Annotated in this window: 24 protein-coding genes and 1 tRNA gene; 18 read left to right on the top strand and 7 right to left on the bottom strand. The window is 58.9% G+C overall.

Annotated features, from left to right (window positions below; genetic code table 11):
* The first annotated feature begins 8 nt into the window (after positions 1–8).
* Together GDN47_RS21245 and GDN47_RS21240 are read left to right on the top strand one after the other, a co-directional pair.
* Positions 9–602: a P-loop NTPase family protein gene (locus GDN47_RS21245; protein ID WP_152094198.1), complete on the top strand. Its 594-nt coding sequence runs from the start codon at positions 9–11 to the stop codon at positions 600–602.
* A gap of 9 nt (positions 603–611) precedes the next feature.
* Complete coding sequence (locus GDN47_RS21240; RefSeq protein ID WP_113333733.1) at positions 612–1,058, top strand: type II toxin-antitoxin system RatA family toxin; 447 nt, start codon at positions 612–614, stop codon at positions 1,056–1,058.
* A gap of 12 nt (positions 1,059–1,070) precedes the next feature.
* Here the strand turns inward: GDN47_RS21240 and GDN47_RS21235 are convergent, their stop codons facing one another.
* Complete coding sequence (locus GDN47_RS21235) at positions 1,071–1,565, bottom strand: CinA family protein (protein WP_371865525.1); 495 nt, start codon at positions 1,563–1,565, stop codon at positions 1,071–1,073.
* A complete protein-coding gene (locus GDN47_RS21230; protein WP_152094197.1) occupies positions 1,565–2,785 on the bottom strand; it encodes a bifunctional 2-C-methyl-D-erythritol 4-phosphate cytidylyltransferase/2-C-methyl-D-erythritol 2,4-cyclodiphosphate synthase in 1,221 nt (406 codons plus the stop codon). The genes GDN47_RS21235 and GDN47_RS21230 overlap by 1 nt, the downstream gene beginning before the upstream one ends.
* A gap of 218 nt (positions 2,786–3,003) precedes the next feature.
* Here GDN47_RS21230 and dusB point away from each other — a divergent pair, with 218 nt between their 5' ends.
* The 8 genes from dusB to hflX all read left to right on the top strand — a co-directional run bounded on the left by dusB (position 3,004) and on the right by hflX (position 13,219).
* Positions 3,004–4,032 carry a tRNA dihydrouridine synthase DusB gene (dusB, locus tag GDN47_RS21225; RefSeq protein ID WP_152094196.1) on the top strand — a complete coding sequence of 343 codons (1,029 nt, stop codon included), beginning with the start codon at positions 3,004–3,006 and terminating at the stop codon, positions 4,030–4,032.
* Positions 4,029–5,186 carry a two-component system sensor histidine kinase NtrB gene (locus GDN47_RS21220; RefSeq protein WP_113352576.1) on the top strand — a complete coding sequence of 386 codons (1,158 nt, stop codon included), beginning with the start codon at positions 4,029–4,031 and terminating at the stop codon, positions 5,184–5,186. Before dusB ends, GDN47_RS21220 begins: the two co-directional genes overlap by 4 nt.
* A complete protein-coding gene (gene ntrC / locus GDN47_RS21215) occupies positions 5,183–6,634 on the top strand; it encodes a nitrogen regulation protein NR(I) (protein ID WP_113352575.1) in 1,452 nt (483 codons plus the stop codon). Before GDN47_RS21220 ends, ntrC begins: the two co-directional genes overlap by 4 nt.
* 281 nt (positions 6,635–6,915) lie before the next feature.
* Positions 6,916–9,189 (top strand): sensor histidine kinase NtrY-like, encoded by a 2,274-nt coding sequence (locus tag GDN47_RS21210; protein ID WP_113333736.1) that lies wholly within the window; start codon positions 6,916–6,918, stop codon positions 9,187–9,189.
* On the top strand, positions 9,179–10,543 hold the full coding sequence (ntrX, locus tag GDN47_RS21205; protein ID WP_113352573.1) for a nitrogen assimilation response regulator NtrX: 1,365 nt from the start codon (positions 9,179–9,181) through the stop codon (positions 10,541–10,543). The genes GDN47_RS21210 and ntrX overlap by 11 nt, the downstream gene beginning before the upstream one ends.
* A 49-nt stretch (positions 10,544–10,592) precedes the next feature.
* Complete coding sequence (locus GDN47_RS21200) at positions 10,593–11,456, top strand: D-amino-acid transaminase (protein WP_152094195.1); 864 nt, start codon at positions 10,593–10,595, stop codon at positions 11,454–11,456.
* Between the two features lie 107 nt (positions 11,457–11,563).
* Entirely contained in the window at positions 11,564–11,806 is a 243-nt protein-coding gene (gene hfq / locus GDN47_RS21195) for an RNA chaperone Hfq (protein ID WP_003539403.1), read from the top strand.
* A gap of 78 nt (positions 11,807–11,884) precedes the next feature.
* Positions 11,885–13,219 (top strand): GTPase HflX, encoded by a 1,335-nt coding sequence (gene hflX / locus GDN47_RS21190; RefSeq protein WP_113352571.1) that lies wholly within the window; start codon positions 11,885–11,887, stop codon positions 13,217–13,219.
* 5 nt (positions 13,220–13,224) lie between these two features.
* Here the strand turns inward: hflX and mazG are convergent, their stop codons facing one another.
* Together mazG and GDN47_RS21180 are read right to left on the bottom strand one after the other, a co-directional pair.
* Entirely contained in the window at positions 13,225–14,073 is an 849-nt protein-coding gene (gene mazG, locus GDN47_RS21185) for a nucleoside triphosphate pyrophosphohydrolase (RefSeq protein ID WP_152094194.1), read from the bottom strand.
* 22 nt (positions 14,074–14,095) lie between these two features.
* Positions 14,096–14,683 (bottom strand): deaminase, encoded by a 588-nt coding sequence (locus GDN47_RS21180; RefSeq protein WP_145320133.1) that lies wholly within the window; start codon positions 14,681–14,683, stop codon positions 14,096–14,098.
* 295 nt (positions 14,684–14,978) lie between these two features.
* Between GDN47_RS21180 and cysG the strand changes: the two genes are divergently transcribed.
* The 5 genes from cysG (at position 14,979) to GDN47_RS21155 (ending at position 20,012) form a co-directional block, all read left to right on the top strand.
* Positions 14,979–16,415 carry a siroheme synthase CysG gene (gene cysG / locus GDN47_RS21175; protein ID WP_152094193.1) on the top strand — a complete coding sequence of 479 codons (1,437 nt, stop codon included), beginning with the start codon at positions 14,979–14,981 and terminating at the stop codon, positions 16,413–16,415.
* Positions 16,416–16,418: 3 nt separating this feature from the next.
* Positions 16,419–16,733, top strand: a complete 315-nt coding sequence (locus GDN47_RS21170) for a DUF2849 domain-containing protein (protein WP_015339836.1) — start codon at positions 16,419–16,421, stop codon at positions 16,731–16,733.
* A 17-nt stretch (positions 16,734–16,750) separates the two neighbouring features.
* Positions 16,751–18,430: a nitrite/sulfite reductase gene (locus GDN47_RS21165; RefSeq protein ID WP_152094192.1), complete on the top strand. Its 1,680-nt coding sequence runs from the start codon at positions 16,751–16,753 to the stop codon at positions 18,428–18,430.
* A gap of 11 nt (positions 18,431–18,441) precedes the next feature.
* On the top strand, positions 18,442–18,954 hold the full coding sequence (locus GDN47_RS21160; RefSeq protein ID WP_145320127.1) for a DUF934 domain-containing protein: 513 nt from the start codon (positions 18,442–18,444) through the stop codon (positions 18,952–18,954).
* A gap of 245 nt (positions 18,955–19,199) precedes the next feature.
* Entirely contained in the window at positions 19,200–20,012 is an 813-nt protein-coding gene (locus tag GDN47_RS21155) for a ferredoxin--NADP reductase (protein WP_069612125.1), read from the top strand.
* 53 nt (positions 20,013–20,065) lie between these two features.
* Here GDN47_RS21155 and GDN47_RS21150 read toward each other — a convergent pair whose 3' ends face one another.
* The 3 genes from GDN47_RS21150 to GDN47_RS21140 form a co-directional block, all read right to left on the bottom strand.
* Entirely contained in the window at positions 20,066–20,680 is a 615-nt protein-coding gene (locus GDN47_RS21150; RefSeq protein ID WP_113352566.1) for a GntR family transcriptional regulator, read from the bottom strand.
* A 197-nt stretch (positions 20,681–20,877) separates the two neighbouring features.
* A complete protein-coding gene (locus GDN47_RS21145) occupies positions 20,878–21,084 on the bottom strand; it encodes a hypothetical protein (RefSeq protein ID WP_095434843.1) in 207 nt (68 codons plus the stop codon).
* 191 nt (positions 21,085–21,275) lie between these two features.
* Entirely contained in the window at positions 21,276–21,533 is a 258-nt protein-coding gene (locus GDN47_RS21140) for a GlsB/YeaQ/YmgE family stress response membrane protein (protein WP_095434844.1), read from the bottom strand.
* 377 nt (positions 21,534–21,910) lie between these two features.
* Between GDN47_RS21140 and GDN47_RS21135 the strand changes: the two genes are divergently transcribed.
* The 3 genes from GDN47_RS21135 to GDN47_RS21125 all read left to right on the top strand — a co-directional run bounded on the left by GDN47_RS21135 (position 21,911) and on the right by GDN47_RS21125 (position 23,842).
* A tRNA-Lys gene (locus tag GDN47_RS21135) sits at positions 21,911–21,986 on the top strand.
* Between the two features lie 681 nt (positions 21,987–22,667).
* Positions 22,668–23,144: a hypothetical protein gene (locus tag GDN47_RS21130; protein WP_113333745.1), complete on the top strand. Its 477-nt coding sequence runs from the start codon at positions 22,668–22,670 to the stop codon at positions 23,142–23,144.
* A 494-nt stretch (positions 23,145–23,638) separates the two neighbouring features.
* Positions 23,639–23,842, top strand: a complete 204-nt coding sequence (locus tag GDN47_RS21125; RefSeq protein WP_113333746.1) for a hypothetical protein — start codon at positions 23,639–23,641, stop codon at positions 23,840–23,842.
* The last annotated feature ends 337 nt before the right edge of the window (positions 23,843–24,179 follow it).

Raw genomic sequence — 24,179 nt, 5'->3', positions numbered from 1 at the left:
AGGCCGTCATGGATCAGCTTTTGGTGCCGCCGTTGCGCAGCGAGATACGCGACCTTGAGGTAGCCGCTGAGCATATCCGCCGTGCAAATCGCATCCTTGTCATGGGCTGCTCCGGCGGTGGCAAATCAACCCTCTCGCAGAAGATTGCCGCCCGCTTTGGCCTTGCCTATGTCTCGATCGATCGTGACGTTCTGTGGCTGCCGGGCTGGGTTCAGCGCGATAGGGACGAGCAGCGCGCCATCATCGTCGCCAAGGTGCAGGGCGAACGGTGGATCATGGACGGGACCAATCCCTCGACATTCGACATACGCCTGCCGCGTACTGATTTGGTCATATGGGTGCGGATGCCTCGCCTACTATGCATCTGGGGTGCTGTTTCTCGCTGGATCAAGTGGATGGGCCGCACGCGCCCGGAAATGGCACCGGGCTGCATCGAGAAAGTCGATTGGGAGTTTCTGCGCTTTATTTGGACATTTGAGGAAAAATTCACGCCTAGAGTCCTTGCCGGGCTTGCCGAGCACGGCCCCAATGTGCCGGTTTTACAGCTGAAATCCCGTGGTGAAATGCGTCAGCTTCTTGATCTTCTCTGTCGTCCTGCTTAATTGCGGCTCATGCCTCAGTTCGAAACCCATCGCCCCGTTCCGCATTCGCCCGACCAGATGTTCGACCTCGTCGCCGATGTGGAGCGTTATCCGGAATTCCTGCCGCTTTGTGACGCGCTCACGGTTCGCAGCCGCAAGGAACGGGACGGTAAGACCTTGCTCGTTGCCGATATGACGGTCGGGTATAAGGCCATCCGCGAGACGTTCACCACACAGGTGCTGCTGAACAAAGCGGATCGCGCGATCGACGTGAAATACATCGATGGACCGTTCAAGTATCTCGACAATCGCTGGCGCTTTCAGCCGGCGGAGAATGGCGGCAGCGTCATCGACTTCTTCATCGACTACGAGTTCAAGAGCCGTATTCTCGGTGCTTTGATGGGATCGATGTTCGATCGGGCCTTCCGCATGTTCACGGATGCCTTTGAGACGCGCGCGAACAAAATCTATGCTTGAAGCCGCTCCCGCTCATTGAGCGAGCGTGACAAGCATCTCCAATGCCGTCCGTAACGTGGCGAGCCGAACCTTGTCGCGGCCGATGTCGCTGTAGCGCATTTCACGATGGATGATCCCGCCACTTCGCGCCTTGGCGGCCAGATGAACGAGCCCGACGGGCTTTTCCGCGGAGCCGCCGCCGGGACCGGCGATACCCGTGACCGCTACAGCAAAATCGGCTCGAGAGCGGAAGAGGGCGCCATGCACCATCTGCAGCGCCGTTTCCTTCGACACCGCACCGAATTGCGCTAGCGTCTGCTCCTGAACGCCGAGCATCTCCATCTTGGCGGTATTGGTGTATGTGACGAAGCCGCGATCGACCACGGCAGACGAACCTGGAATCTCGGTGAGAGCGCCAGCAATTAACCCGCCGGTGCAGGATTCTGCCGTCGCGACCATCCAGCCTTTTGCGGTGAAGTCAGCCACGATCTTTTGCGCAAGCGCGATAATCTCATCGGGAAAGTGCATTATGCCTTGCCTCCGCGATAGACGACGGTGGCTGTCGCAATGGCGGCGATGCCTTCGCGGCGGCCGACGAAGCCGATCTTCTCGTTTGTCGTTGCCTTGACCGAACACCGATCGATGCTGATGCCGAGGAATTCGGAAAGCTTGGCGCGCATGACGTCACGATGCGGCCCGACCTTCGGCGCCTCGGCGATCAGCGAGACATCCGCATTCATGATAGTGCCGCCGCGTTCGCGCACGATCTTTGCCGCGTGCTCGATGAAGATGCGCGACGGTGCACCCTTCCATTGCGGATCGGAGGGCGGAAAATGATCGCCAATATCGCCGGCGCCGCAGGTGGCAAGAAGCGCGTCCGTCAGCGCGTGCAGGGCAACATCAGCGTCCGAATGCCCCTTCAGCTTCTGGTCATGCGGAATGAACACGCCACAGAGGGTAACGCCATCGCCGGGCTCCAGCTGGTGGACGTCATAGCCGTTGCCGGTGCGCACGTCCGGCAGCAGCGCGGCACTGAGCTTTTCATCGGCCATGGCAATATCCCTCTTGATCGTCAGCTTCACATTGTCGGCGCTGCCGATCACCAATGTCACCGGTAGGTTACACCATTCCGCGATTGCCGCATCGTCGGTGAAATCAATCTTGCCGTCGGCTTCGGCCTTTTCATGCGCGGCGAGAATATCGGCCAAGCGGAAGGATTGCGGCGTTTGGGCGGCATGAAGCCCGGCGCGAGGCACGGTGTCGACAACGAGCCCTTCCATGTTGCCGCGCTTCAGCGTGTCGGTGACAGGCATGGCCGGCAGCACCGCTGGCGCGCCACCCGCGAGCGCTGAGGCCACTCGGTCGAGCAGATCATGATCGAAGAACGGGCGCACGGCATCGTGGATCATCACGTGTGTGACATCGCTATCTCTCAACGCGCGCAGCCCGGCAAGCACGGATTGCTGGCGAGTCGCCCCACCGAAGGCGATCTTGATCTCAGGCAGGCCTGAAACCTGCTTCAGCGCCGCGCCCAGCAGCCCCTCATCATCGCGGTGGATGACGACGACGATCTTTGATGCCTGCGGCCATGTCACGAATTTTTCAAGCGTATGCGCAATAACCGCTCTGCCGCCGATCGGGCGATATTGCTTGGGGCCTTCTTCCGGAGAGCCAGCCCGCTCGCCGCGCCCGGCGGCAACGATCACGATTCCCACCGACAGCGGTTGCTTTGAATGCATTTGCGTCATAAACCCCCGAAGGATGAAAGGCTCCGTCTGCGGCATGGCTTTGAAAAGCGTAGAGCTTTTGGATAAGCACATGCTAAATAGATCGCCAAAACGGGATCCTGCTCCAGCAGGGTCTATCGCCTCGACCGATTATTTTCCAGCATCTGCCCAAAAAATATCGGGATTCTTCGAAACCCCTTGGCAAACTTTCAAAGCGTGTCTAAAAATAGTGCAGATGTATGGTGTGCCCGAAAGATAATCATTTGCTTTCTTCCAAGCTTGCAGCTCCATTTTCCATCGGCTCCGTATCCATCCGGAATCGCGTGATCCTGGCGCCGATGTCGGGCGTGACCGATCTTCCTTTCCGGCAGCTGGCTTTACGCTATGGCGCCGGCCTGGTCGTCACGGAAATGGTCGCTAGTCGTGAGCTAGTTCAGGATACTGCCGAATCCTGGGCGCGTTTGAAGAGCGCCGGCTTGAAGCCGCATATGGTGCAGCTCGCGGGCCGTGAAGCGCGTTGGATGGCCGAGGCTGCAAAGATCGCCGCGGATAATGGCGCCGATATCATCGATATCAATATGGGATGTCCAGCCAAGAAGGTGATTGGCGGCTATTCCGGTTCGGCGCTGATGCGTGACCCGGACCATGCGCTGACATTGATAGAAGCGACCGTAAGTGCGGTGGACATCCCCGTGACGCTGAAGATGCGGCTGGGCTGGGACGAGAATTCCGTCAATGCGCCTTATATCGCGCGGCGCGCCGAAGAGGCCGGTGTTCAACTCGTCACCATTCATGGCCGCACGCGCATGCAGTTCTACGAGGGCAGGGCGGATTGGGATGCGATCCGCGCCGTGCGCGACGCGATCTCCATTCCGCTTGTCGCCAATGGCGATGTCGAAACGGTTGAGGACGCGCAGGAAATCCTACGTCGCTCCGGCGCTGACGCCGTCATGATCGGCCGTGGCTGCCAGGGCCGTCCATGGCATGCGGGTGTGCTGGCAGGGCATCGCGAGCCCAGCCGCGATGAGATCGTCGAGATCGCGCTCGAACATTATCGCATGATGCTGGAGTTCTATGGCGAGGCGGTCGGCATTCGCCATGCCCGCAAGCATCTCGCCTGGTATCTCGACCGCTATGCGCCGGCGACAATGGGCGCCGACAAGGCAAAGATCATGACGTCGAAAGAGAGCGGCGAGGTTGCTGTATCCTTCCGAGCCGCGCTGCAGGCAGGCGCTGATCTCGCTCACCGCATTCAGGAGGCTGCATGACTTCGAAATCCAGCTCCGGTGCCGGTGATAGCCCGGCCAACTCCGTGGCCATGGCCGTTCTCAATGCGATCCAGAACCCCGTCGTCATGGTCGACGAGGCCGGCCTCATTGCCTTTGCCAACTGGGAGGCGGAAGCTTTCTTTGGTGCCAGCGCGTCGCATCTGTCGCGCTACAAGATCTCCAGCTTCATCCCTTTCGGCAGCCCTTTGCTGGCGCTGATCGATCAGGTGCGCGAACGCCGCGCACCAGTGAATGAATATCGCGTCGATCTGAGCTCGCCACGTCTCGGACAGGACAAGCTGGTCGATCTCTATGTTGCGCCGGTTTCCAGCGACCCCGGCTCTGTGGTGGTGGTGTTCCAGGAGCGCTCCATGGCCGACAAGATCGACCGGCAGCTGACACATCGTGCCGCAGCCCGCTCGGTCACGGGCCTTGCCTCCATGCTGGCGCATGAGATCAAGAACCCGCTGTCAGGTATTCGCGGCGCCGCGCAGTTGCTCGAACAATCGGTCGAGGACGACGATCGCGCGCTAACGCGCCTCATCTGCGACGAGACGGATCGCATCGTCTCGCTGGTCGACCGTATGGAGGTTTTCTCCGATGAACGGCCCGTCGATCGCGTTCCCGTCAATATCCATTCCGTGCTCGATCATGTGAAGGCCGTCGCCAAGGCCGGCTTTGCCCGAAATATCAAGATTTCGGAGAATTACGACCCCTCTCTGCCGGCGGTTTTCGCAAACCGGGATCAGCTCGTGCAGGTCTTCCTCAATCTGGTAAAGAACGCCGCTGAAGCGGTGGGCGACCGTCAGGATGGCGAGATCATGCTGACGACGGCCTATCGCCCCGGCATCCGGCTTTCGGTCGCCGGCACGCGCGAGAAGATCTCGCTGCCGCTGGAATTCTGCGTCATCGACAATGGTCCGGGCGTGCCGGCCGATCTCGTGCCGCATCTTTTCGATCCGTTCATCACCACCAAGACGAACGGAACCGGTCTCGGCCTTGCGCTGGTTGCCAAGATCATCGGCGACCACGGCGGCATCGTCGAATGCGACAGCCAGAACCATCGTACCACTTTCCGTGTTTTGATGCCTGCCTCCAAGGGCATCACCTCAGAAGATGCCCCACTTCCGAACTCTACAGGGACTACTCGATGACAGCCACGATCCTTGTCGCCGATGACGATGCGGCCATCCGCACCGTGCTCAACCAGGCTTTGAGCCGCGCGGGTTACGATGTACGCATCACATCGAACGCCGCCACGCTCTGGCGTTGGGTCTCCGCCGGCGAAGGCGACCTTGTCGTAACCGACGTCGTCATGCCCGACGAAAACGCCTTCGATCTGCTGCCGCGCATCAAAAAAGCGAGGCCGGATCTGCCTGTTCTGGTCATGAGTGCGCAGAACACCTTCATGACGGCCATCAAGGCATCGGAGAAGGGCGCCTACGACTATCTCCCGAAGCCCTTCGACCTGACCGAGCTGATCGCGATCGTCGGTCGCGCGCTGTCGGAGCCGAAGCGCAAGCCGGCAAAAATCGATGACGACATGCAGGACGGTATGCCGCTCGTCGGCCGATCCGCCGCGATGCAGGAAATCTACCGCGTGCTCGCACGCCTGATGCAGACCGATTTGACGCTGATGATCACCGGCGAATCCGGTACCGGTAAGGAACTGGTGGCGCGCGCTCTGCATGATTACGGCAAGCGCCGTAACGGTCCCTTTGTGGCCATCAACATGGCGGCCATCCCGCGCGACCTGATCGAATCCGAACTGTTCGGCCACGAGAAGGGTGCCTTCACCGGCGCGCAGACCCGTTCGACGGGCCGCTTCGAGCAGGCAGAAGGCGGCACGCTGTTCCTCGACGAAATCGGCGATATGCCGATGGATGCGCAAACGCGCCTGCTGCGCGTGCTGCAGCAGGGCGAATATACCACCGTCGGCGGCCGTACCCCGATCCGCACTGACGTCCGCATCGTTGCCGCCACCAACAAGGACCTGAAGCAGGCGATCAATCAAGGCCTCTTCCGTGAGGATCTCTATTACCGCCTCAACGTCGTGCCGCTACGTCTGCCGCCGCTGCGCGATCGTGCCGAGGATATTCCCGATCTGGTGCGTCATTTCATCCAGCAGGCTGAGAAAGAGGGGCTTGGTTCCAAGCGTTTCGATCAGGAAGCGCTCGAACTCATGAAGGCCTATCCCTGGCCCGGCAACGTTCGCGAGCTGGAAAATCTTATCCGCCGGCTGATGGCGCTTTACCCGCAGGATGTCATCACCAAGGAGATCATCGAAGCGGAGCTGCGTGCCGACGTGCCCGACAGCCCGATCGAGAAAGGCCCGGTCCGCACCGGCTCCATGACCATTGCGCAGGCGGTGGAGGAGAACATGCGGACCTATTTCGCCAGTTTCGGTGAGAACCTGCCGCCGCCGGGCCTCTACGACCGCGTATTGACCGAAATGGAATACCCGTTGATTCTCGCCGCCTTGACCGCCACACGCGGCAATCAGATCAAGGCGGCCGATCTTTTGGGCCTCAACCGCAATACGCTGCGCAAAAAGATCAGAGAACTGGGTGTTTCGGTTTACAGAAGCTCCCGCACGGCTTGACAATGCAATCCCATGCGTTGCATTTTCGCCACAATGCGTTGCTTAAAGGTCACGCAGCAGATTCGTCGTTTTTGCGGTGGCGATTCATCTGGCCGCTCTTGTAGGAACAGGAGTTCGTCTGGTTTTTCAACATGTTGCAGAAGTGACGTGAAATAAAGGTTTCGCTTCAGCGCGAAACCGAACGACAGTTTCCGCCTCTGCCTGTCTCTCGCACCCGTGCCATAGCGCTGTGCGATTCGACCAGGGCGCCGACCGTCGCTCGGGCGTGGAGATTGATGGGAATGATGCAGGACGCGGTGTCGCCGGCGGCGAGCGACGAGACGGTTGTTAAGGTGACGGACCGTCGTGCTTCCTTTGCCCTACCTGGTCTGATCTTGGCCGGCGGTGCGCTTTTGTGCGCTATCGCGACCTTGTTGATGCTTCTCGGGTTGACCCCGATTGCCCCGACCTCCTCGGTCGTCTTCACCTCTGTCGTCATTAACGGCCTGTTCGTGCTGGGGCTGATTGCTCTGATCGCTCGTGAAGTGGCGCGGCTGATGAAGGCGCGCAGCCGTGGCCGTGCGGCAGCCCGCCTGCATATACGCATCGTCGTTCTTTTCTCGATCGTCGCGATCACGCCGGCGATCCTCGTCGCCATCGTTGCCAGCCTGACGCTCAATGTCGGTCTGGATCGCTGGTTCGGCGTGCGCACGCAGCAGATCATCAGCTCCTCGCAGAACGTCGCGCAGGCCTATTTGATGGAGAATGCGAGCTATCTTCAGGGCCAGACCGTCTCGATGGCGAACGATCTGGAACGGAATCGCTCGCTCTTCAACCTCGATCGCACCGGTTTTGCCGATCTGATGACCCGGCAGGCGCGGGGACGCGGCTTGCTGGGCGCCTTTCTGGTGCGGCGCGATGGCACCGCTATCGTCCAGGCCGATATCAAGACCGAACGCCCACTGCCGGCCATCCCGAAGGATGCGTTGGACTCTTCAGCCAATGGCCAGCCGACGCTCATCCCGCCCGGTGTGACCAACCTCGTCGGCGCGGTCATCAAGCTGGACGAGCTTCCGGGTTCGTTCCTCTACACCGTGCGCGCTGTCGACCCACGCGTCATGAATGCCATGCGTATGGTTGAAGACAACACCGTCGAATACAAGGCGATGGAAGCCGGCCGCATGTCGCTTCAGATTGCCTTCGCCGTCCTCTATATCGGCTTTGCTCTGATCGTGCTTTTGGCGGCAATCTGGACCGCGATTGCGATCGCTGACCGCATTGTGCGGCCGATCCGCCTTCTCATCAGCGCCGCAGACAATGTTGCCTCGGGCAACATGAACGTGCTGGTGCCGGTACGCTCGGCCGATGGCGATGTCGGCAGTCTCTCGCGCACCTTCAACAAGATGATTTCCGAAATTCGTACCCAGCGCGATGAGATTCTGGAAGCGAAGGATGAAGTCGACGATCGCCGCCGCTTCATTGAAGCCGTGCTTTCGGGTGTGACGGCAGCGGTGATCGGCGTCGAGCATGATCGGCGTATCACCATCGTCAACACCTCCGCCGAAGATCTGCTGACGCTCAAAAGCGACGAACTAATCGGCAAGAACTTGTCGGAGATCGCCCCCGAGGTCGAGCAGGTCGTTACCGAGGCGACAACGCGCCATCGCAGCGATTTCCGCAAGCAGATCAGTCTTGTTCGCGGCGGAACGGTACGCACGCTTAGTGTTCAGGTGACGCGCGAGGAATCGCGTGACGCCAATGAATCCTATGTTATTACCCTCGACGACATCACCGATCTGGTTATCGCGCAGCGTTCGACGGCCTGGGCCGACGTTGCACGCCGTATCGCGCATGAGATCAAAAACCCGTTGACGCCCATTCAGCTGTCGGCCGAGCGCATCCGCCGCCGTTTCGGCAAGAATATCGCCGACGCCGACCGCCCGGTTTTCGACCAATGCACGGATACTATCATCCGGCAGGTAGGCGATATCGGCCGCATGGTCGACGAGTTCTCCTCCTTCGCCCGTATGCCGAAGCCGACCATGGAGCCAACCGATCTGCGCGATATTCTGCGCGATGCCGTCTTCCTGCGCGAAATGGGCAACAATCACGTCAAATTCGAGCGCGAGTTGGGCGACGAACGGCTGGAAGGCATGTTCGATGCCCGTATGCTCGGCCAGGCCTTCGGCAACCTCATCAAGAATGCCGTTGAGGCGATCGAGGGTGTACCGAGCGATCAAGCGCGCGAGCAGCCGAAAATCCTGGTGCGTTCGTCTCTGGACCCGGATCGCGACCGCTTCACGGTCGATGTCATCGACAATGGCCGCGGTCTGCCGGTCGAGAACCGGCACAGCATTCTCGAACCCTACATGACGATGCGCGAGAAGGGCACCGGCCTCGGCCTCGCCATCGTCAAGAAGATCATTGAAGACCATGGCGGGCAGATCGAACTCCACGACGCGCCGGCCGATTTCGACCAGGGCAGGGGGGCCATGATCCGCGTGCATCTGCCGCGCCGTGAGCAAGCCGCCGTCGCCCCGACAGCAAGTGACAAGGAAAGCGTCTATGGCATCTGACATTCTCGTAGTGGATGACGAGGAAGACATTCGCGAAATCGTTTCGGGAATTCTTTCGGATGAGGGCCACGAAACCCGCACTGCGCATGACAGCGACAGCGCGCTCGCCGCGATTTCCGATCGTGCGCCGCGGCTCATCTTCCTCGATATCTGGATGCAGGGCAGCAAGCTCGATGGTCTGGCGCTATTGGACGAGATCAAGGCGCGCCATCCAGAGCTGCCAGTCGTCATGATCTCCGGTCACGGCAATATCGAGACGGCCGTCTCCGCCATCAAGCGCGGCGCTTTCGATTTCATCGAAAAGCCGTTCAAGGCCGATCGCCTGATCCTGATCGCCGAGCGCGCGCTCGAAAATTCCAAGCTGAAGCGTGAGGTTTCCGAGTTGAAGCGCCGCACCGGCGACGCTGTGGAACTGATCGGCACCTCGGTCGCCGTTTCGCAGCTGCGCCAGACGATCGACAAGGTATCGCCGACCAACAGCCGCATCATGATCTTCGGCCCGTCAGGCTCCGGCAAGGAGCTCGTGGCCCGCATGATCCACAAGAAGTCGGCGCGTGCCAATGGTCCGTTCGTGGCGCTGAATGCCGCCACCATTACGCCGGAGCGCATGGAAATCGCCCTGTTCGGCACCGAAGGCTCGCCGGGCCAGGCGCGCAAGATCGGTGCCTTGGAGGAGGCTCATCGCGGCATTCTTTATCTCGACGAAGTCGGTGAAATGCCGCGCGAGACGCAGAATAAGATCCTGCGCGTGCTCGTTGACCAGCAGTTCGAGCGCGTCGGCGGTTCCAAGCGCGTCAAGGTGGATGTGCGCATCATCTCGTCTACCGCCTATAACCTCGAGAGCCGCATTGCCGAGGGGCTGTTCCGCGAAGATCTCTATCATCGCCTCGCCGTCGTGCCTGTGCGCGTGCCGGCTCTTGCCGAGCGCCGCGAAGATATCCCCTTCCTCGTCGATCAGCTTATGCGCCAAATTTCGGAACAGGCGGGTATCCGTCCGCGCCGGATCGGCGACGATGCCATGGCCGTGCTGCAGGCGCACGACTGGCCAGGCAATATCCGCCAGCTTCGCAACAATATCGAGCGGCTGATGATCCTGGCGCGTTCCGATGGGGCGGAAACGCCGATCACGGCGGAAATGCTGCCGACCGACCTTGGCGATATGCTGCCGAAGGTCTCCGCCAAGAACGATTATCACATCATGACATTACCGCTGCGCGAAGCCCGCGAAATGTTCGAGCGCGATTATCTCATCGCTCAGATCAACCGCTTCGGGGGCAATATCTCGCGCACGGCAGAATTTGTCGGCATGGAGCGCTCGGCGCTGCATCGCAAGCTGAAGTCGTTGGGCGTCTGATCAGCCGCCCGACATTTCAAACATCACAGAATTCGGATCAGGGGCTTCCATGCCGAGAATAGCTTATGTCAACGGTCGCTACGTCAAGCACAGCGATGCCATGGTGCATATTGAGGATCGCGGCTATCAGTTCGCCGATGGGGTCTACGAGGTTTGCGAGGTCCGCCATGGCGTGATTGTCGACCTGACGCGCCATCTCGATCGCCTCAACCGTTCGCTGAGCGAGCTACGAATCGCCTGGCCGATGACGCGTCAGGCATTGGTGCTGGTGATTCGCGAGACGCTGCGCCGCAATCATGTCCGCAATGGCCTGTTCTACCTGCAGGTGACGCGTGGCGTCGCCCGCCGCGATCACGTCTTTCCGCCGGCCGGCACGCCGTCCTCGATCGTCGTCACTGCCAAGAGCACCGATCAGTCCGTGATTGCCAAGAAGAACGCCAACGGCATCAAGGTGATCACCATCCGCGACAATCGCTGGGATAGGGTGGATATCAAGTCCGTGGGCTTGCTTCCGAACGCCATGGCCCGCCAGCAGGCGAAGGAGGCCGGCGCCCAGGAGGCGATTTATATCGACCACAATGGCATGGTGAAGGAAGGTGCGGCCACCAACGTCTGGATCGTCGATCATGACGGAAATCTCGTTACTCGCCCCGCCGAGCACGGCATCCTGCGCGGCATCACCCGGACGACGCTAATGGACGTCGCAGCCAAGCTCGATGTGACGATCGTCGAGCGATTCTTCTCGGTCGAGGAGATGATGAAGGCCCGCGAAGTCTTCATCACCGCGGCGACAAGTATCTGTTTTCCGGTCGTTTCTATCGATGGAGAGACGATAGCGAACGGTCATCCGGGCAGCATGTCACAGAAAATTCGTGAAGCCTTTTTCGACGTTGCGGAAAAGACTGCGATTTGATACCAACATTCGCTGGGGGGAGAGAATGAGGGTATCTCCCGTCCGGGACCTCTGTATACCATGACATTCAACCGGCTCAGGTCGGCAAAAAAGAAAGAAGCGGCGCGATGGCGGAACGTTCTCAGAACTTGCAGGACTTGTTTCTCAATACTGTTCGCAAGCAAAAGATTTCACTCACGATTTTCTTGATTAACGGCGTGAAGCTCACAGGTGTCGTAACCTCATTCGACAATTTCTGCGTCCTGCTCCGCCGTGATGGCCATTCGCAGCTCGTGTACAAGCATGCGATCTCGACGATCATGCCGGGTCAGCCGATGCAGATGTTCGAGAGCGAAGAAGCCGCATCCTAACTGGGACTTGCCGTTATCACGACACGCGATACCAAAAATGATTCCCTCATTCCGGAGACCGTAAAACACCGGGATGATATGCGCGCTGTTGTCGTCGTGCCTGTATTGAAGCAGGCGCGTGCTGCACGGACAGCTCAAGCCGACAATGCCATCTCTGTCACTCGACCGCCCGAAAGCCGGCTGGAAGAGGCCAAAGGCCTTGCGCTCGCCATCGACCTCGATGTCGTCAACGGCTCTATCGTTCCGATCAACGATCCGCGACCGGCAACCCTGCTGGGGACCGGCAAGATCGAAGAAATCCTCGCGCTGCTCGATGAGTTCAACGCCGGCCTCGTCATCGTCGATCATCCTCTGACGCCGGTGCAGCAGCGCAATCTTGAAAAGGCATGGAACGCCAAGGTCATCGACCGCACCGGCCTCATCCTCGAAATCTTCGGCCGCCGCGCCTCCACCAAGGAAGGTACGCTGCAGGTCGAGCTGGCGCATCTGAACTATCAGAAGGGCCGGCTGGTTCGAAGCTGGACCCACCTTGAACGCCAGCGCGGCGGTGCGGGCTTCATGGGCGGCCCGGGTGAAACCCAGATCGAAGCCGACCGGCGCATGCTGCAGGAGCGGATCATCCGGCTGGAGCGGGAACTGGAGCAGGTGGTTCGTACCCGCCAGCTTCATCGCGCCAAGCGCAAAAAGGTGCCGCATCCGATCGTGGCTCTCGTCGGCTATACCAATGCCGGCAAATCGACGCTGTTCAACCGCATCACCGGCGCCGGCGTACTGGCGGAAGACATGCTGTTTGCGACGCTCGATCCGACGCTGCGCCGCATGAAGCTGCCGCATGGCCGTACCGTCATTCTCTCAGACACCGTCGGCTTCATTTCCGACCTTCCGACTCACCTGGTGGCCGCCTTCCGCGCGACGCTGGAAGAGGTGCTGGAAGCTGACCTGATCTTGCATGTGCGGGACCTCTCCGATGATGACAATCAGGCCCAGAGTGCAGATGTCATGCGTATTCTCGGCGATCTCGGCATTGGCGAGGCCGAAGGCGCCGAGCGCATCCTCGAGGTCTGGAACAAGATCGACCGCCTTGAGCCGGAAGCGCATGACGCCATCGTCCAGAAGGCGTCGACCGCGGAAAACGTCATTGCCGTCTCAGCGATAACAGGCGAGGGCGTCGATCGTCTGATGGACGAAATCAGCCGGCGCCTCTCCGGCGTGCTGACGGAAACGACGATCACCTTGCCCGTCGAAAAGCTGGCGCTGCTGCCCTGGCTTTACAATCATGCCGTCGTCGACAACCGCGAAGACAACGAGGACGGCACGGTCACGCTCGACGTTCGCCTGACAGAGACCGAAGCGGCTGAATTGGAACGGCGCATGGGCAACGGTCCGAAGCCGCAGCGCGAAGACTGGGAATAGGTGTTTTAGGCCGTTTTGACTCCGGCAAGCTGCCGCTCGATAGCTTTTGCCGACTGCCAGATCTCTTCCATCCGCTCCAGCGAGGCGCCTTCCAGCGTCTCGCCTTCAGCCTCGAGCGTCGTTTCGATATGATGGAAGCGGCGGCGGAACTTGGTGTTTGTGCCGCGTAGCGCCTGTTCTGGATCGGCGTTCACATGCCGGCCGATATTCACGACGGCGAAGATCAGATCGCCGAGTTCATCACTGACCTTGGCCTTGTCGCCGCTTGCAAGGGCTGCCCGCAATTCTCCGATCTCCTCTTCGATCTTGTCGAGGATCGGCTCCGGCGCAGACCAGTCGAAACCGACCTTGGCGGCGCGCTCCTGCAGTTTCAAGGCTTCGGTCAGGGCAGGGAAGGTCCGCTGCACCGAGCCCAGGAAGCCGGCCTTGAAATCTTCGGTGATGCCACTCGTCGCCCGCCGTTCGGCCCGTTCGCGCTTCTCCTCGGCCTTGATCCGATCCCATTGCAGCGTCACCGCATCCTCGGTCTTGGCGTCCGAGACGGCGAAGACATGCGGATGGCGGCGGATCATCTTGCGGGTGATCGCATGCACGACATCCCCGAAGGAAAATGCGCCGGCCTCCTCGGCGATCCGCGCATGGAAAACGACCTGCAGAAGGAGATCGCCGAGCTCGTCGCAAAGATCGTCATTATCTTTGCGCTCGATCGCATCCGCGACCTCGTAGGCCTCTTCGATCGTATAGGGCTTGATGGTCTCGAAGGTCTGGACGATATCCCAGGGGCAACCACTCTCCGGGTTTCGCAGCGCCGCCATGATCTCGATCAGACGGGAAATGTCTCGCGATGCTTCCATCGTTGCCTCAAGTTTTGCTCTGTCACTTCAAGGGGATGTCGTTGCCGCTCTTCGATGCCTGGTAGTTCTCGGAAAGATCGGCATAGGCTTGCTTGATGCGCGCCGTCTGGTCCTTCAGCTCGCCTTTACGCGGATCGTCTTCCGTCTCCACGAGGTCGGAAATGGCAAAGCTGTTCCAGAATGCATTTTGGCGGCGATAGCCACCCGGCTCCAGACCGAAGACTTCTTTCAGGATCTTGAGATCGTGCGGGATCGCGAAGGCATCCCGGGAGTCCTCGTGGCTGAAGAAATAGTAGAAATTGTCGAAGCCCGCCCAGGTGATCGCCGACATGCACATGGTGCAGGGCTCATGCGTGGACAGGAAGATTAAATCCTTGGTCGCGGGCTTTTCGCCGAGTTCGTAGAAGCGCTTGAGGGTGTGAACCTCGCCATGCCAGAGCGGGTTTTCCAGTTCATTGTTGGTTTCCGCGATGACGAGCGAGAGATCGGACTTGCGCAGGATGGCTGCGCCGAAAATCTTGTTGCCGGCCGCGACGCCTTTGCGGGTCAGGGGCAGGATGTCATGCTCGACGACGTTGAGGAGGCGTGCAGCGATGCTATTGTCAGACAAGGGTTTTCTCCAACGATTTTCGCTGCAGTCTATCGGGATTGCAAATGCTGCGGTATGCGTAAATAACTTAAAGACTATGTTTACCACAAGCAATAAAGCAGCTCGGCAACGGGGCCGAGTCATAAAAATCTATAGATTTTATAGGCTTATTGCAATCTGCTCGCCTGGTGAGTTTTGCTCAAATCCTTGTCGTGTCGAGCAAAAGAATACGCGCATGCATGGGCATTAGAATTTCTGTTTCTTCAATCTCTTGGCCGCAGGGGCGATATTCGCCAAATCTCGAAGTGGAATAGTGATGCCTCCCAGGACTGAACAGCTTTCGGTGTTTCCCGCTTTCTTCCGCGTGGAAGGAAGGATGGCGGCTGTTTTCGGCAATGGTGACGAAGCTTTTGCCAAGGTGCGGCTGCTTTTGAACACGCAGGCGAAAGTCGTTGCCTTTGCGCAGGCGCCGGAGGCTGATTATCACGCTTTCCTCATCGCCAACCGCATCGAAACCGTACGCGGCGATTTTTCACCCGATCAGGTCAAAGGCGCGACGCTTGTCTTTGCCGCCACCGGCGATGCCGAGGCGGATCGTGCGATCGTCGATGCGGCTCGCGCTGAGCGCATCCCGGCAAACGCCGTCGACCAGCCCGACTATTGCGATTTCTACACGCCTGCGCTGGTCAATCGCGCTCCTGTGGCCGTTGCCATCGGCACGGAAGGCGCCGGTCCTGTCCTGGCGCAGATGATCCGCGCGCAGATCGACCAGATGCTGTCGCCGTCGCTCGGCAAGCTGGCGGAACTGGCGACGCGCTATCGCAAGCCGGTTGAGCGTTTCGTGGCGCGTGGCGTTGCTCGCCGCGTCTTCTGGCGGCAGTTCTTTTCCGGACCGGTCGCCGATGCCGTCAATGCAGGCCATGTCGCGCAGGCGGAGCGGGCGGCGGATGAGTTGCTGCGGTCGTCGTGTGAAATCGAGGGCCGTATCTGGCTGGTCGGCGCAGGTCCTGGCGCGGAAGATCTCCTGACGCTACGCGCACAGCGCGTCATGATGGAAGCCGATGTCATCGTCTATGACGCGCTGGTGCCGCAGGCGATCGTCGACATGGGCCGCCGCGATGCGGAGCGCCTCTCCGTTGGCAAGCGCAAGGGGTGCCACAGCAAGTCGCAGGAAGAGATCAACGATCTGCTGGTGCAGCTCGGCCGTGAAGGCAAGCGCGTTGTGCGGCTGAAGTCCGGCGATCCGCTGGTTTACGGCCGTGCCGGCGAAGAAATGGCGGCTCTGCGCGCTGCCGGCATCGGCTATGAGATTGTTCCCGGCATCACCTCGGCTTTCGCCGCTGCTGCCGATTTCGAATTGCCGCTGACGTTGCGCGGCGTTGCGTCGTCCTTGGTCTTCACAACGGGTCACGATCTCACAGGCGATGTGTTGCCCGATTGGGCGAGTTTGGCCGTATCTGGCGCCACCATCGCTGTATATATGGGACGCACCGTTGCTGCTTCCGTTGCCGGCCGCCTGATGCAAGCCGGTCTGCCGCCCGAGACGACCGTCGCCATCATCGAAAATGCAAGCCGGCGCGATCGTCGCCTGATGCATGGTATTTTACGAGATCTTCCTGATCTCGAGCACCGCGATGAGTTGAGCGGGCCGGTCATGGTCATCATCGGCGATGCCGTCGCCGGTGCGAATTTTGAGCAATCCGAGCCGCTGGTCCGTCGCGAGACCGCTGCTCAAGACTATGCAAGGAACTGATTGATGGTCGACAAGGTTTTGACCGCAAACCGGCTCACCGATGGCGTCGCCGTCTGGCTGAACGCAAATGGTGAGTGGGTGACATCGCTGCAGGAGGCGCTGGTCGCTCGCCATGCGGAAGCGGAAGCCGCACTGGAAGCGATCGGCAAGCAGGCCTATGCTGACAACAAGGTCGTCGATGTCAATCTGATCGACGTGCAGGAAACCGGCGGCAAGCTTTGGCCGCTGCGCCTGCGCGAGCGCATCCGCGCCGAAGGCCCCACCATGGAATATGCGCCGGGCTATGCCGCGGCCGATCCCGATTTCATTGCAGTCTGAGAAGTCCCGAGGAAGTCATGTATCGTTACGATGAATTCGACCACGCCTTTGTTGCGGAACGGGTTGCCCAGTTCCGCGATCAGGTGGAGCGACGCCTCTCGGGTGAGCTTTCGGAAGATGCCTTCAAGCCGTTGCGCTTGATGAACGGCGTCTATCTGCAGCTGCATGCCTATATGCTGCGGATCGCTATTCCCTATGGGACGCTGAGCTCGCGTCAGATGCGCATGCTCGCCCATATCGCGCGCACCTATGACCGCGGCTATGGCCACTTCACCACGCGCCAGAATCTGCAGTTCAACTGGCCGAAACTTTCCGAGATGCCCGATGCACTGGCCGATTTGGCCTCCGTCGAGATGCACGCGATCCAGACTTCGGGCAATTGCATTCGCAACGTGACGGCCGATCATTTCGCCGGCGCTGCGGCTGATGAAGTTGCTGATCCCAGACCCTACGCCGAAATCCTCCGCCAGTGGTCGTCCGTTCATCCGGAATTTTCCTTCCTGCCGCGCAAGTTCAAGATCGCCGTCACCGGCGCCGAGCGCGACCGCGCCGCGATCCAGGTGCATGATATTGGCCTGCATCTGAAGAAGAATGAGAAGGGCGAGATCGGCTTTGCCGTTTACGTCGGAGGCGGGCAGGGGCGCACGCCCCTGGTTGCCAAGCTCATCCGTGACTTCCTGCCGGAAGAGGATCTCCTATCCTACACCACGGCGATCATGCGCGTTTACAATCTGCATGGCCGCCGCGACAACAAGTACAAGGCCCGTATCAAAATCCTCGTGCATGAAACCGGCGCCGAAGAACTGGCGCGTCAGGTCGAGGCCGAGTTCGACAAGCTGCGAGACACCGAACTGAAGCTGCCGGAAGCCGACGTTCAGGCAATCTCAGCCTATTTTGCACCACCGGCGCTGCCAGAGCGCCCAGAAGGTTGGGAAAGCCTGGCACGCTGGAAGAAGGCCGATCCGGCTTTTGCGCGCTGGGTGCAGCAGAATGTGCAGCCCCACAAGAACCCCGATTACGGCATGGTGACAATCTCGCTGAAGCCGATCGGCGGCATTCCTGGCGATGCGACGGATGTCCAGATGGAAGCTGTCGCGGATATCGCCGAGGAATATGCCTTCGACGAAATCCGCGTCAGCCATGAGCAGAATCTCATCCTGCCGCATGTGGCACTGGCCGATCTCGAGGCCGTTTATCGCGGTCTGGTGGCCAACGGCCTGGAAACGGCGAATGCCGGCCTGATCACGGATATTATCGCTTGTCCCGGTCTCGATTATTGCGCTCTTGCCAATGCCCGCTCCATTCCGGTCGCGCAGGAGATCTCCAGGCGTTTCGGTTCGGCAGAGCGCCAGGCGGAGATCGGCGAGCTGAAGATCAAGATTTCCGGCTGCATCAATGCCTGCGGCCACCACCATGTCGGCCATATCGGCTTGCTCGGCGTCGAGAAGAAGGGTGCGGAACTCTATCAGATCACGCTCGGCGGCTCCGGCGACGAAAACACCTCGATCGGCGAGATCATCGGTCGCGGCTTCGAGCCCGACAAGGTGACCGACGCCATCGAAACCATCGTCGATACCTATCTCGGTCTTCGTCTGGATCCCTCCGAAACCTTCCTGACCGCCTACCGTCGTGTCGGGCCGCAGCCGTTCAAGACGGCGCTCTACGGCGCGTCCTCGTCGGCAGCGGAAGCGGCGTAAGGAGATTGACCGTGACAAAGATCTGGCGTGAAACAGGTTTCGTCGACAATGATCCGTGGGTCATCGAGACCGATGAGGTCAAGGCGACCGAGACGCAGAAGCCTCTGCTTAGCCTTGATGCACTGATCGCGAAGGCGGAAGAGAGCAACGAAGCCGGCCTCGGCGTTCTCATCAAGCCTGCCGATGACGTAACCCGGCTGCAGCCCTATCTCGACCGTCTCGATATCGTCGCGGTCGCGTTTCCGGCATTCAACGATGGCCGCGCCTTCAGCCATGCGTCGCTGCTGCGTCAGCGCCTCGGCTATGCCAATGAGCTGCGTGCGGTTGGCGACGTGCTGATCGATCAGATTCCGCTGATGCTGCGCGTGGGTATCGATAGTTTCGCCGTCACCAACGCAACAGCGCTGAAGCGCCTGTCGGAAAATCGCCTTCCGGGCATTCCGCACTATTATCAGCCGACCGCTCGGCGTGCCGAAGGCGGACAGGCCTATAGCTGGCGGCGATTGCCGGCAAAGTCGGCCTGATGTGGAAAGGCTCACTGTTGCGGCAATTTGACAGTGTCGGATTGCCGTATTCAAGCCTCTCGAAGGATATAATGTCGGCAATCTGGAAACTTGACTGAAAAATGCATATTTCAGTCCTGTACTGCCGGTTGGAATGGAATGCCTTTCAAAACCGGCTATATTATTATATCAGCGTCGCGAAATGAGCCTGCCGGGAAAAACGTGCCCAGGAAAACGCGTAAGACTAATACGGGATCCGAGACAGAATGAACGCCCCCGCAAAGACAGATGAATTTGCTTCAGCAGTACCCGCAGGCGTCTTCGCCGAGAAGGTGCTGAGCGTCACGCATTATACCGACCGGCTCTTTCGTTTCACCATGACCCGGCCGCAGGGCTTCCGCTTCCGTTCAGGCGAGTTCGCCATGATCGGCCTGATGGTCGAGGGCAAGCCGCTGTATCGCGCCTATTCGATCGCGAGCCCTGCCTGGGCCGATGAGCTTGAATTCTTTTCCATCAAGGTGCCGGACGGTCCGCTGACGTCGCACCTGCAGAACATCAAGCCGGGCGATGAAGTACTGATGCGCAAGAAGCCGACCGGTACGCTGGTTCTGGACGCGCTGACCCCTGGCCGCCGTCTCTACATGTTCTCCACCGGCACCGGCATTGCACCATTTGCGAGCCTCATCCGCGACCCGGAGACCTATGAGAAGTATGAGGAGGTCATCCTCACCCATACCACGCGCGATGTTGCTGAGCTGAAATACGGCTTCGATCTCGTCGAGGAAATCCGCAACGACGAGCTGTTGAGCGAAGTCGTCGGCGACAAGCTACGTCATTATGCCACCGTGACCCGCGAGGAATTCCCCTTCAAGGGCCGCATTACCGATCTCATCGAGAACGGCAAGCTTTTCAGCGATCTCGGCGTGCCGCCGCTGGATCCCGCGATCGATCGCGGCATGATCTGCGGCTCCTCTGCCATGCTGAAGGACACCAAGTCGCTGCTCGAAAAGGCTGGCCTGAACGAGGGTGCCAACAACAATCCGGCCGAGTTCGTCATCGAGCGCGCTTTCGTCGGCTGATCGGCCCCTAAATCCGGAATGAAAGGCGGCTTTGGTAACGGGGTCGCCTTTTTTCATGTGCCGCTGAGGTAATCGATGAGTGATGCCATTGCAGTCTCGGCCGCCTTGGCATCACCGCCCCGAATGGCTTCGATGGCCTGGACATGCATGGCGATCGCCAGGCCCATGCGATCATGCGTTCCAGTGGAATACCACAGACGGCGTGCGTGCGTCTGCACGGTTGCGAGCGCCGCTGTGATGAAGTTGTTGGGGCAGGCGGCTTCGAGAATTTCATCGAAGGCCTTATCGGCAGCGAAAAAGCCGGGAAGGTCGCCGGTAACGGCACACTCCGTCATCAGGCGGGCGCATTCCTCCAACTGCTCGCGCTGCTGCTGATCGGCATGGGTGGCGGCGAGCGCGGCCGCAATTGGCTCCAATTCACGTCTCACCTGCATGACATATTGATGGTCTTCGGGGCGAATCTCCGCGATTTGCAGGCCGACGCGCGGCCGCACATGGATCAATCCCTGCCATGCAAGTTTCTGGATTGCCTCGCGCACCGGTGTTCGCCCATGCTCGGCCACTTCGATCAGCTGCTTTTCGGTGACGAGGGCGCCTGGCTTCAACGCAAGCGTCACGATCGCGTATTCCAACGCGAGATAGGCAAGATGGCTAAGCGAATTCTGCATTCGAGGCTGCGTCCGGCTTATGCTTGAGTGGCACACAGTGTCATTTAGCATCTCCGAAGGCAACCGGACGTGATATATCAGTATATTGCAAAGCCATGCGTCATGGCCGTGCCGCTGACTATCGTGTCTGCGGGCTCGTCGCTTTGCAGTCGCCGATCTCGGGGGCATTTCGCAAGCCTGGCTGGGAAAGCCGTGCGTTATCGACCGATTGCGGTTGCAAGGCTGGGCGGCCTTCGTTTGGCAGCCATGAGCAGGTCCAGTTCGGTGGACGACGGGCCGAACTTGTAGAAGAGGCGTTTTGCCTCCGCATCATCGAGGCGATATTTCCGTGCAAACTCGGCAATGCTGTAGGGGCGGCCGCGGATGACTTTGCGGGTGGTTGTCCGATTGGCGTTTTCCGTCATGTTTCCAACCTCCTTTCGGTTCCCTTTTGGTAGATAGCGTCGAGGTCGCGCTTGGAAAGGCCTCAAAAGCCTCGGCGCATTTTCGCTGTCTTGCGTCTCACCGAGTGAGCGCAACAAAAAAGGGAAGGCGGTTTGGCCCGCCTTCCCTTTTTTCCTCTTCCCAATTCGGGTTTTCGCAGCCCGATGCGCTGCTAACGTCTGATCAGTCGGCCGACGAAAATCAGGATGCAGGCGCCGATGAAACCTGTAATCAGGTAGTTCAGCCATACATGGAACGGCAGGACGATGCCGAGCGTACGGAAAAGCCAGCTGGCAACGAGCGCGCCGACAATGCCGAGGATGATGTTCATGATTATGCCCGTGTTGCTTTTCATGATCATCTCGGCGAACCAGCCAGCTAGGCCGCCGATGATAATTGCTGCAATCCAACCGACGTTTGCGTCTTCCATAAAAGAACCTCCTGAGGGCCCGACAGGTTGTTAACAATAACTGATATACACCAAAAACGATTCGCACCCCAACTGTTGCGGATGGCGAGCCGATCGATCCGTTCATTGCAACCCTGATTATTATGGGAAATTGTTACGGTTGTTTGGGTCTTTGAGAAGCGTTTGCCTTGTTGGAGCTCATCCGCGTACGGTGCCGGATTTCTGATTTTCCTTAATAATAGGCAACTTCCTCGGCTCGATGCCGTCGTTCAGGGGTAGTGAGGTGAGGAAAAGCATCCTCGGCCACTGACAACCGCAATTTTATGGGTTGACCGCAATAGGGCGTCTGCATATGTTCCGCGCACTTCCAACCGGGGCAGCTTCTGCCAGCGGAGAGGGAGAGCGTAGCTCAGTCGGTAGAGCAACTGACTTTTAATCAGTAGGTCATGGGTTCGAATCCCATCGCTCTCACCAAAAATCCGATTGTCCAGCCCGAAGAGATAGGTAACCGAACGTCCCTAGGACGAAGGTCGCGGGCTTTTGTATTGCTCGATTTTCCAGTGATATCGACGTTACGCGGATAAAGCACCTGGCCAGATGCGGCACACAGACAGGAACAGCCAATTTTGCCGTGCAACCCAGACGCAAGAATAGCCCGGTATTCGCTGCCTGCAGGGGAGATGCGCGAATCGAGATATTTATCCGGCGCCGCTGATCTACTAAATGAGCGCTCTTAATACCAAAGGATCAAGATGTCTGACCATCCGCGTTCATTAGAGTCGACGAGGCGTTGCTTATCGGATCGAAAGCCGAAAGGGACGATTATTTACATAATGGTCGCCGCAGTTGCTGTAATCATCGGGTTGACTTCCGGACGGCACGAGAGCGCGATCCAAACGGTCCCCGAGGTCGCGAAGCTGATTCATTAGATCGCTCATGAGGCGAGCCGAAGGCCGCACGGCCCGGCAGCCTTCGCAGTCGTTTCCGCATTGCCAAATCTCATGGATTGATGGCCTCGGCTCGCGACGTGCTTTCGTTTTTCAGGCATAACGCACAGGTTGTTGATGAGATTTGGCCGGAATTGGCTGGTGACGAATCTCGATTTGGTAGTACCATAGCTTCATCAATAAGATTGTTGGTGAAGACTACAGGCGAATGATGGAATTCGTGGCAGAGCTGTCACTATGGGAGATTTATGCGACCGTTTGTGGGTTGCTGGTATCCTTGGGACTTTTGGCCGGATTGATCGCGGGCAGGAGGCTTCCGATAGCCTTGAGGCTGCTGCCGCTTTTAGGAATCGCGATGACCACACCGGTGACCGAGCGGTTAGTGGTTCCCTTCCTTTCGGAGCGCTATCCGGTGATCTTCGCCAACAAGGATTTACCTAAGAAGATCGATCAAAAGACCACGCTGACAAAGATAGATCTCACCGATCACATCTACAGCTATTTCTACGATCTCGACGATGATGACGATTTCGATCCGCCTCTCGTCAAATCCGCACAGCTCACTGACCTCTGCGACTTCCTGTTACCGAAGTTCAGTTCCGGCGAAGCATCTCTGGCGAATTACATTTATCAGCTGAAGGGCAGGGACTATTCATTTTCAGTCGACAGCACCGACTGCTCCTGACCTTTGGGCAGGCGAAATATTAAGAGCACCCTGATTCAAGATCGGCGATCGCTTATGGTCGAGCAACGTCGATGCATGTTCCGTGGCCAATGCCTATAGGATTGCGGGATTATGAGTGCGATTGCGGGATTATGCGATTGTGGAAAGTGCGACGACCGCAACCGCGGTGAGGCCACCGAAGATCGGTAGCAGTTTCAACATAACAAGCCGCGCGAGCTTCTTCCGTTCGACCGACGTCATGATCAGCTTCCTCACATGGCAGTGAAGCTTAAACGCATGAAATTCATGATTCGTTTCACGTCTATCGTCGCATTATTATATTATCTGTCGCTAAAAGTACAGTGAGGTGGCGCTTTGCCGCTTCCAAAGACGAAAATCCTCCGAAATTCGCTCGGCAGTCGGATGAGAGATCGCTGACTATGATGGTGTCGTTATTTCCATCGGAACCTAATCGCATCAAGTGAGTTCCCTTTTGAAAAGACAGGAGGCGCATCTTGGCACAGGATCGACAAAGTGAATCGCATGGTGGACGTGAGAAGAAGCAAGCCCTGGCGAAGATACAGCATAGCGAGATCCGTAAGGACGACCGGCTGAATAAAGAAAAGGACGAGGCTTCGCTCGTTGCCGATCCCCGCAACAGGCTTGCCGAGGGTAAAGTCGATCCGGTGACAAAAGAGCGTAAGCCTAGGGACGCATGAGCCCCAGGGACGTCTGAGCGATACACCGATGTCGGATGGCTGCTCGCGCGCGTCATGCGCCGTTTCTCATGGAAAGATAATCGCGCAGTCCGGCAAAAGTAGCGCAGCGACGATCGCGATACGATCATCGTTTCTGAAGTGACGTTGCTGTTTGCGTCACCGACTTCATTCTCCATCATTCATGAATGCAACGACTTAGGTGACGATGGGTTTGTGCCGCCGTCGTTCAGCGCGATGGCCATGATGGCAAGAAGAACATATTCGCGCTTCCAGCCGGATTTCATCGCCGCAGCAACCAGGCTCTCGATGGAGGGTTCCAGGGCGAAAAGACAGGCTG

Origin of the sequence: Martinezella dioscoreae (assembly GCF_009176305.1) — a bacterium.
Lineage (GTDB): Bacteria > Pseudomonadota > Alphaproteobacteria > Rhizobiales > Rhizobiaceae > Rhizobium > Rhizobium dioscoreae.
The sequence above is the reverse complement of the archived record's forward strand: the minus strand, read 5'-3'. Positions and strand labels throughout refer to the sequence as shown.

Bases quoted from the DNA above. Each gene is read 5' to 3' on its own strand.
- GDN47_RS21245 (WP_152094198.1), top strand. From the start codon at position 9: ATGGATCAGCTTTTGGTGCCGCCGTTGCGCAGCGAGATACGCGACCTT.
- GDN47_RS21240 (WP_113333733.1), top strand. From the start codon at position 612: ATGCCTCAGTTCGAAACCCATCGCCCCGTTCCGCATTCGCCCGACCAG.
- GDN47_RS21235 (WP_371865525.1), bottom strand. From the start codon at position 1,565: ATGCACTTTCCCGATGAGATTATCGCGCTTGCGCAAAAGATCGTGGCT.
- GDN47_RS21230 (WP_152094197.1), bottom strand. From the start codon at position 2,785: ATGACGCAAATGCATTCAAAGCAACCGCTGTCGGTGGGAATCGTGATC.
- dusB (WP_152094196.1), top strand. From the start codon at position 3,004: ATGGTGTGCCCGAAAGATAATCATTTGCTTTCTTCCAAGCTTGCAGCT.
- GDN47_RS21220 (WP_113352576.1), top strand. From the start codon at position 4,029: ATGACTTCGAAATCCAGCTCCGGTGCCGGTGATAGCCCGGCCAACTCC.
- ntrC (WP_113352575.1), top strand. From the start codon at position 5,183: ATGACAGCCACGATCCTTGTCGCCGATGACGATGCGGCCATCCGCACC.
- GDN47_RS21210 (WP_113333736.1), top strand. From the start codon at position 6,916: ATGATGCAGGACGCGGTGTCGCCGGCGGCGAGCGACGAGACGGTTGTT.
- ntrX (WP_113352573.1), top strand. From the start codon at position 9,179: ATGGCATCTGACATTCTCGTAGTGGATGACGAGGAAGACATTCGCGAA.
- GDN47_RS21200 (WP_152094195.1), top strand. From the start codon at position 10,593: ATGCCGAGAATAGCTTATGTCAACGGTCGCTACGTCAAGCACAGCGAT.
- hfq (WP_003539403.1), top strand. From the start codon at position 11,564: ATGGCGGAACGTTCTCAGAACTTGCAGGACTTGTTTCTCAATACTGTT.
- hflX (WP_113352571.1), top strand. From the start codon at position 11,885: ATGCGCGCTGTTGTCGTCGTGCCTGTATTGAAGCAGGCGCGTGCTGCA.
- mazG (WP_152094194.1), bottom strand. From the start codon at position 14,073: ATGGAAGCATCGCGAGACATTTCCCGTCTGATCGAGATCATGGCGGCG.
- cysG (WP_152094193.1), top strand. From the start codon at position 14,979: ATGCCTCCCAGGACTGAACAGCTTTCGGTGTTTCCCGCTTTCTTCCGC.
- GDN47_RS21170 (WP_015339836.1), top strand. From the start codon at position 16,419: ATGGTCGACAAGGTTTTGACCGCAAACCGGCTCACCGATGGCGTCGCC.
- GDN47_RS21165 (WP_152094192.1), top strand. From the start codon at position 16,751: ATGTATCGTTACGATGAATTCGACCACGCCTTTGTTGCGGAACGGGTT.
- GDN47_RS21155 (WP_069612125.1), top strand. From the start codon at position 19,200: ATGAACGCCCCCGCAAAGACAGATGAATTTGCTTCAGCAGTACCCGCA.
- GDN47_RS21150 (WP_113352566.1), bottom strand. From the start codon at position 20,680: ATGCAGAATTCGCTTAGCCATCTTGCCTATCTCGCGTTGGAATACGCG.
- GDN47_RS21145 (WP_095434843.1), bottom strand. From the start codon at position 21,084: ATGACGGAAAACGCCAATCGGACAACCACCCGCAAAGTCATCCGCGGC.
- GDN47_RS21140 (WP_095434844.1), bottom strand. From the start codon at position 21,533: ATGGAAGACGCAAACGTCGGTTGGATTGCAGCAATTATCATCGGCGGC.
- GDN47_RS21130 (WP_113333745.1), top strand. From the start codon at position 22,668: ATGATGGAATTCGTGGCAGAGCTGTCACTATGGGAGATTTATGCGACC.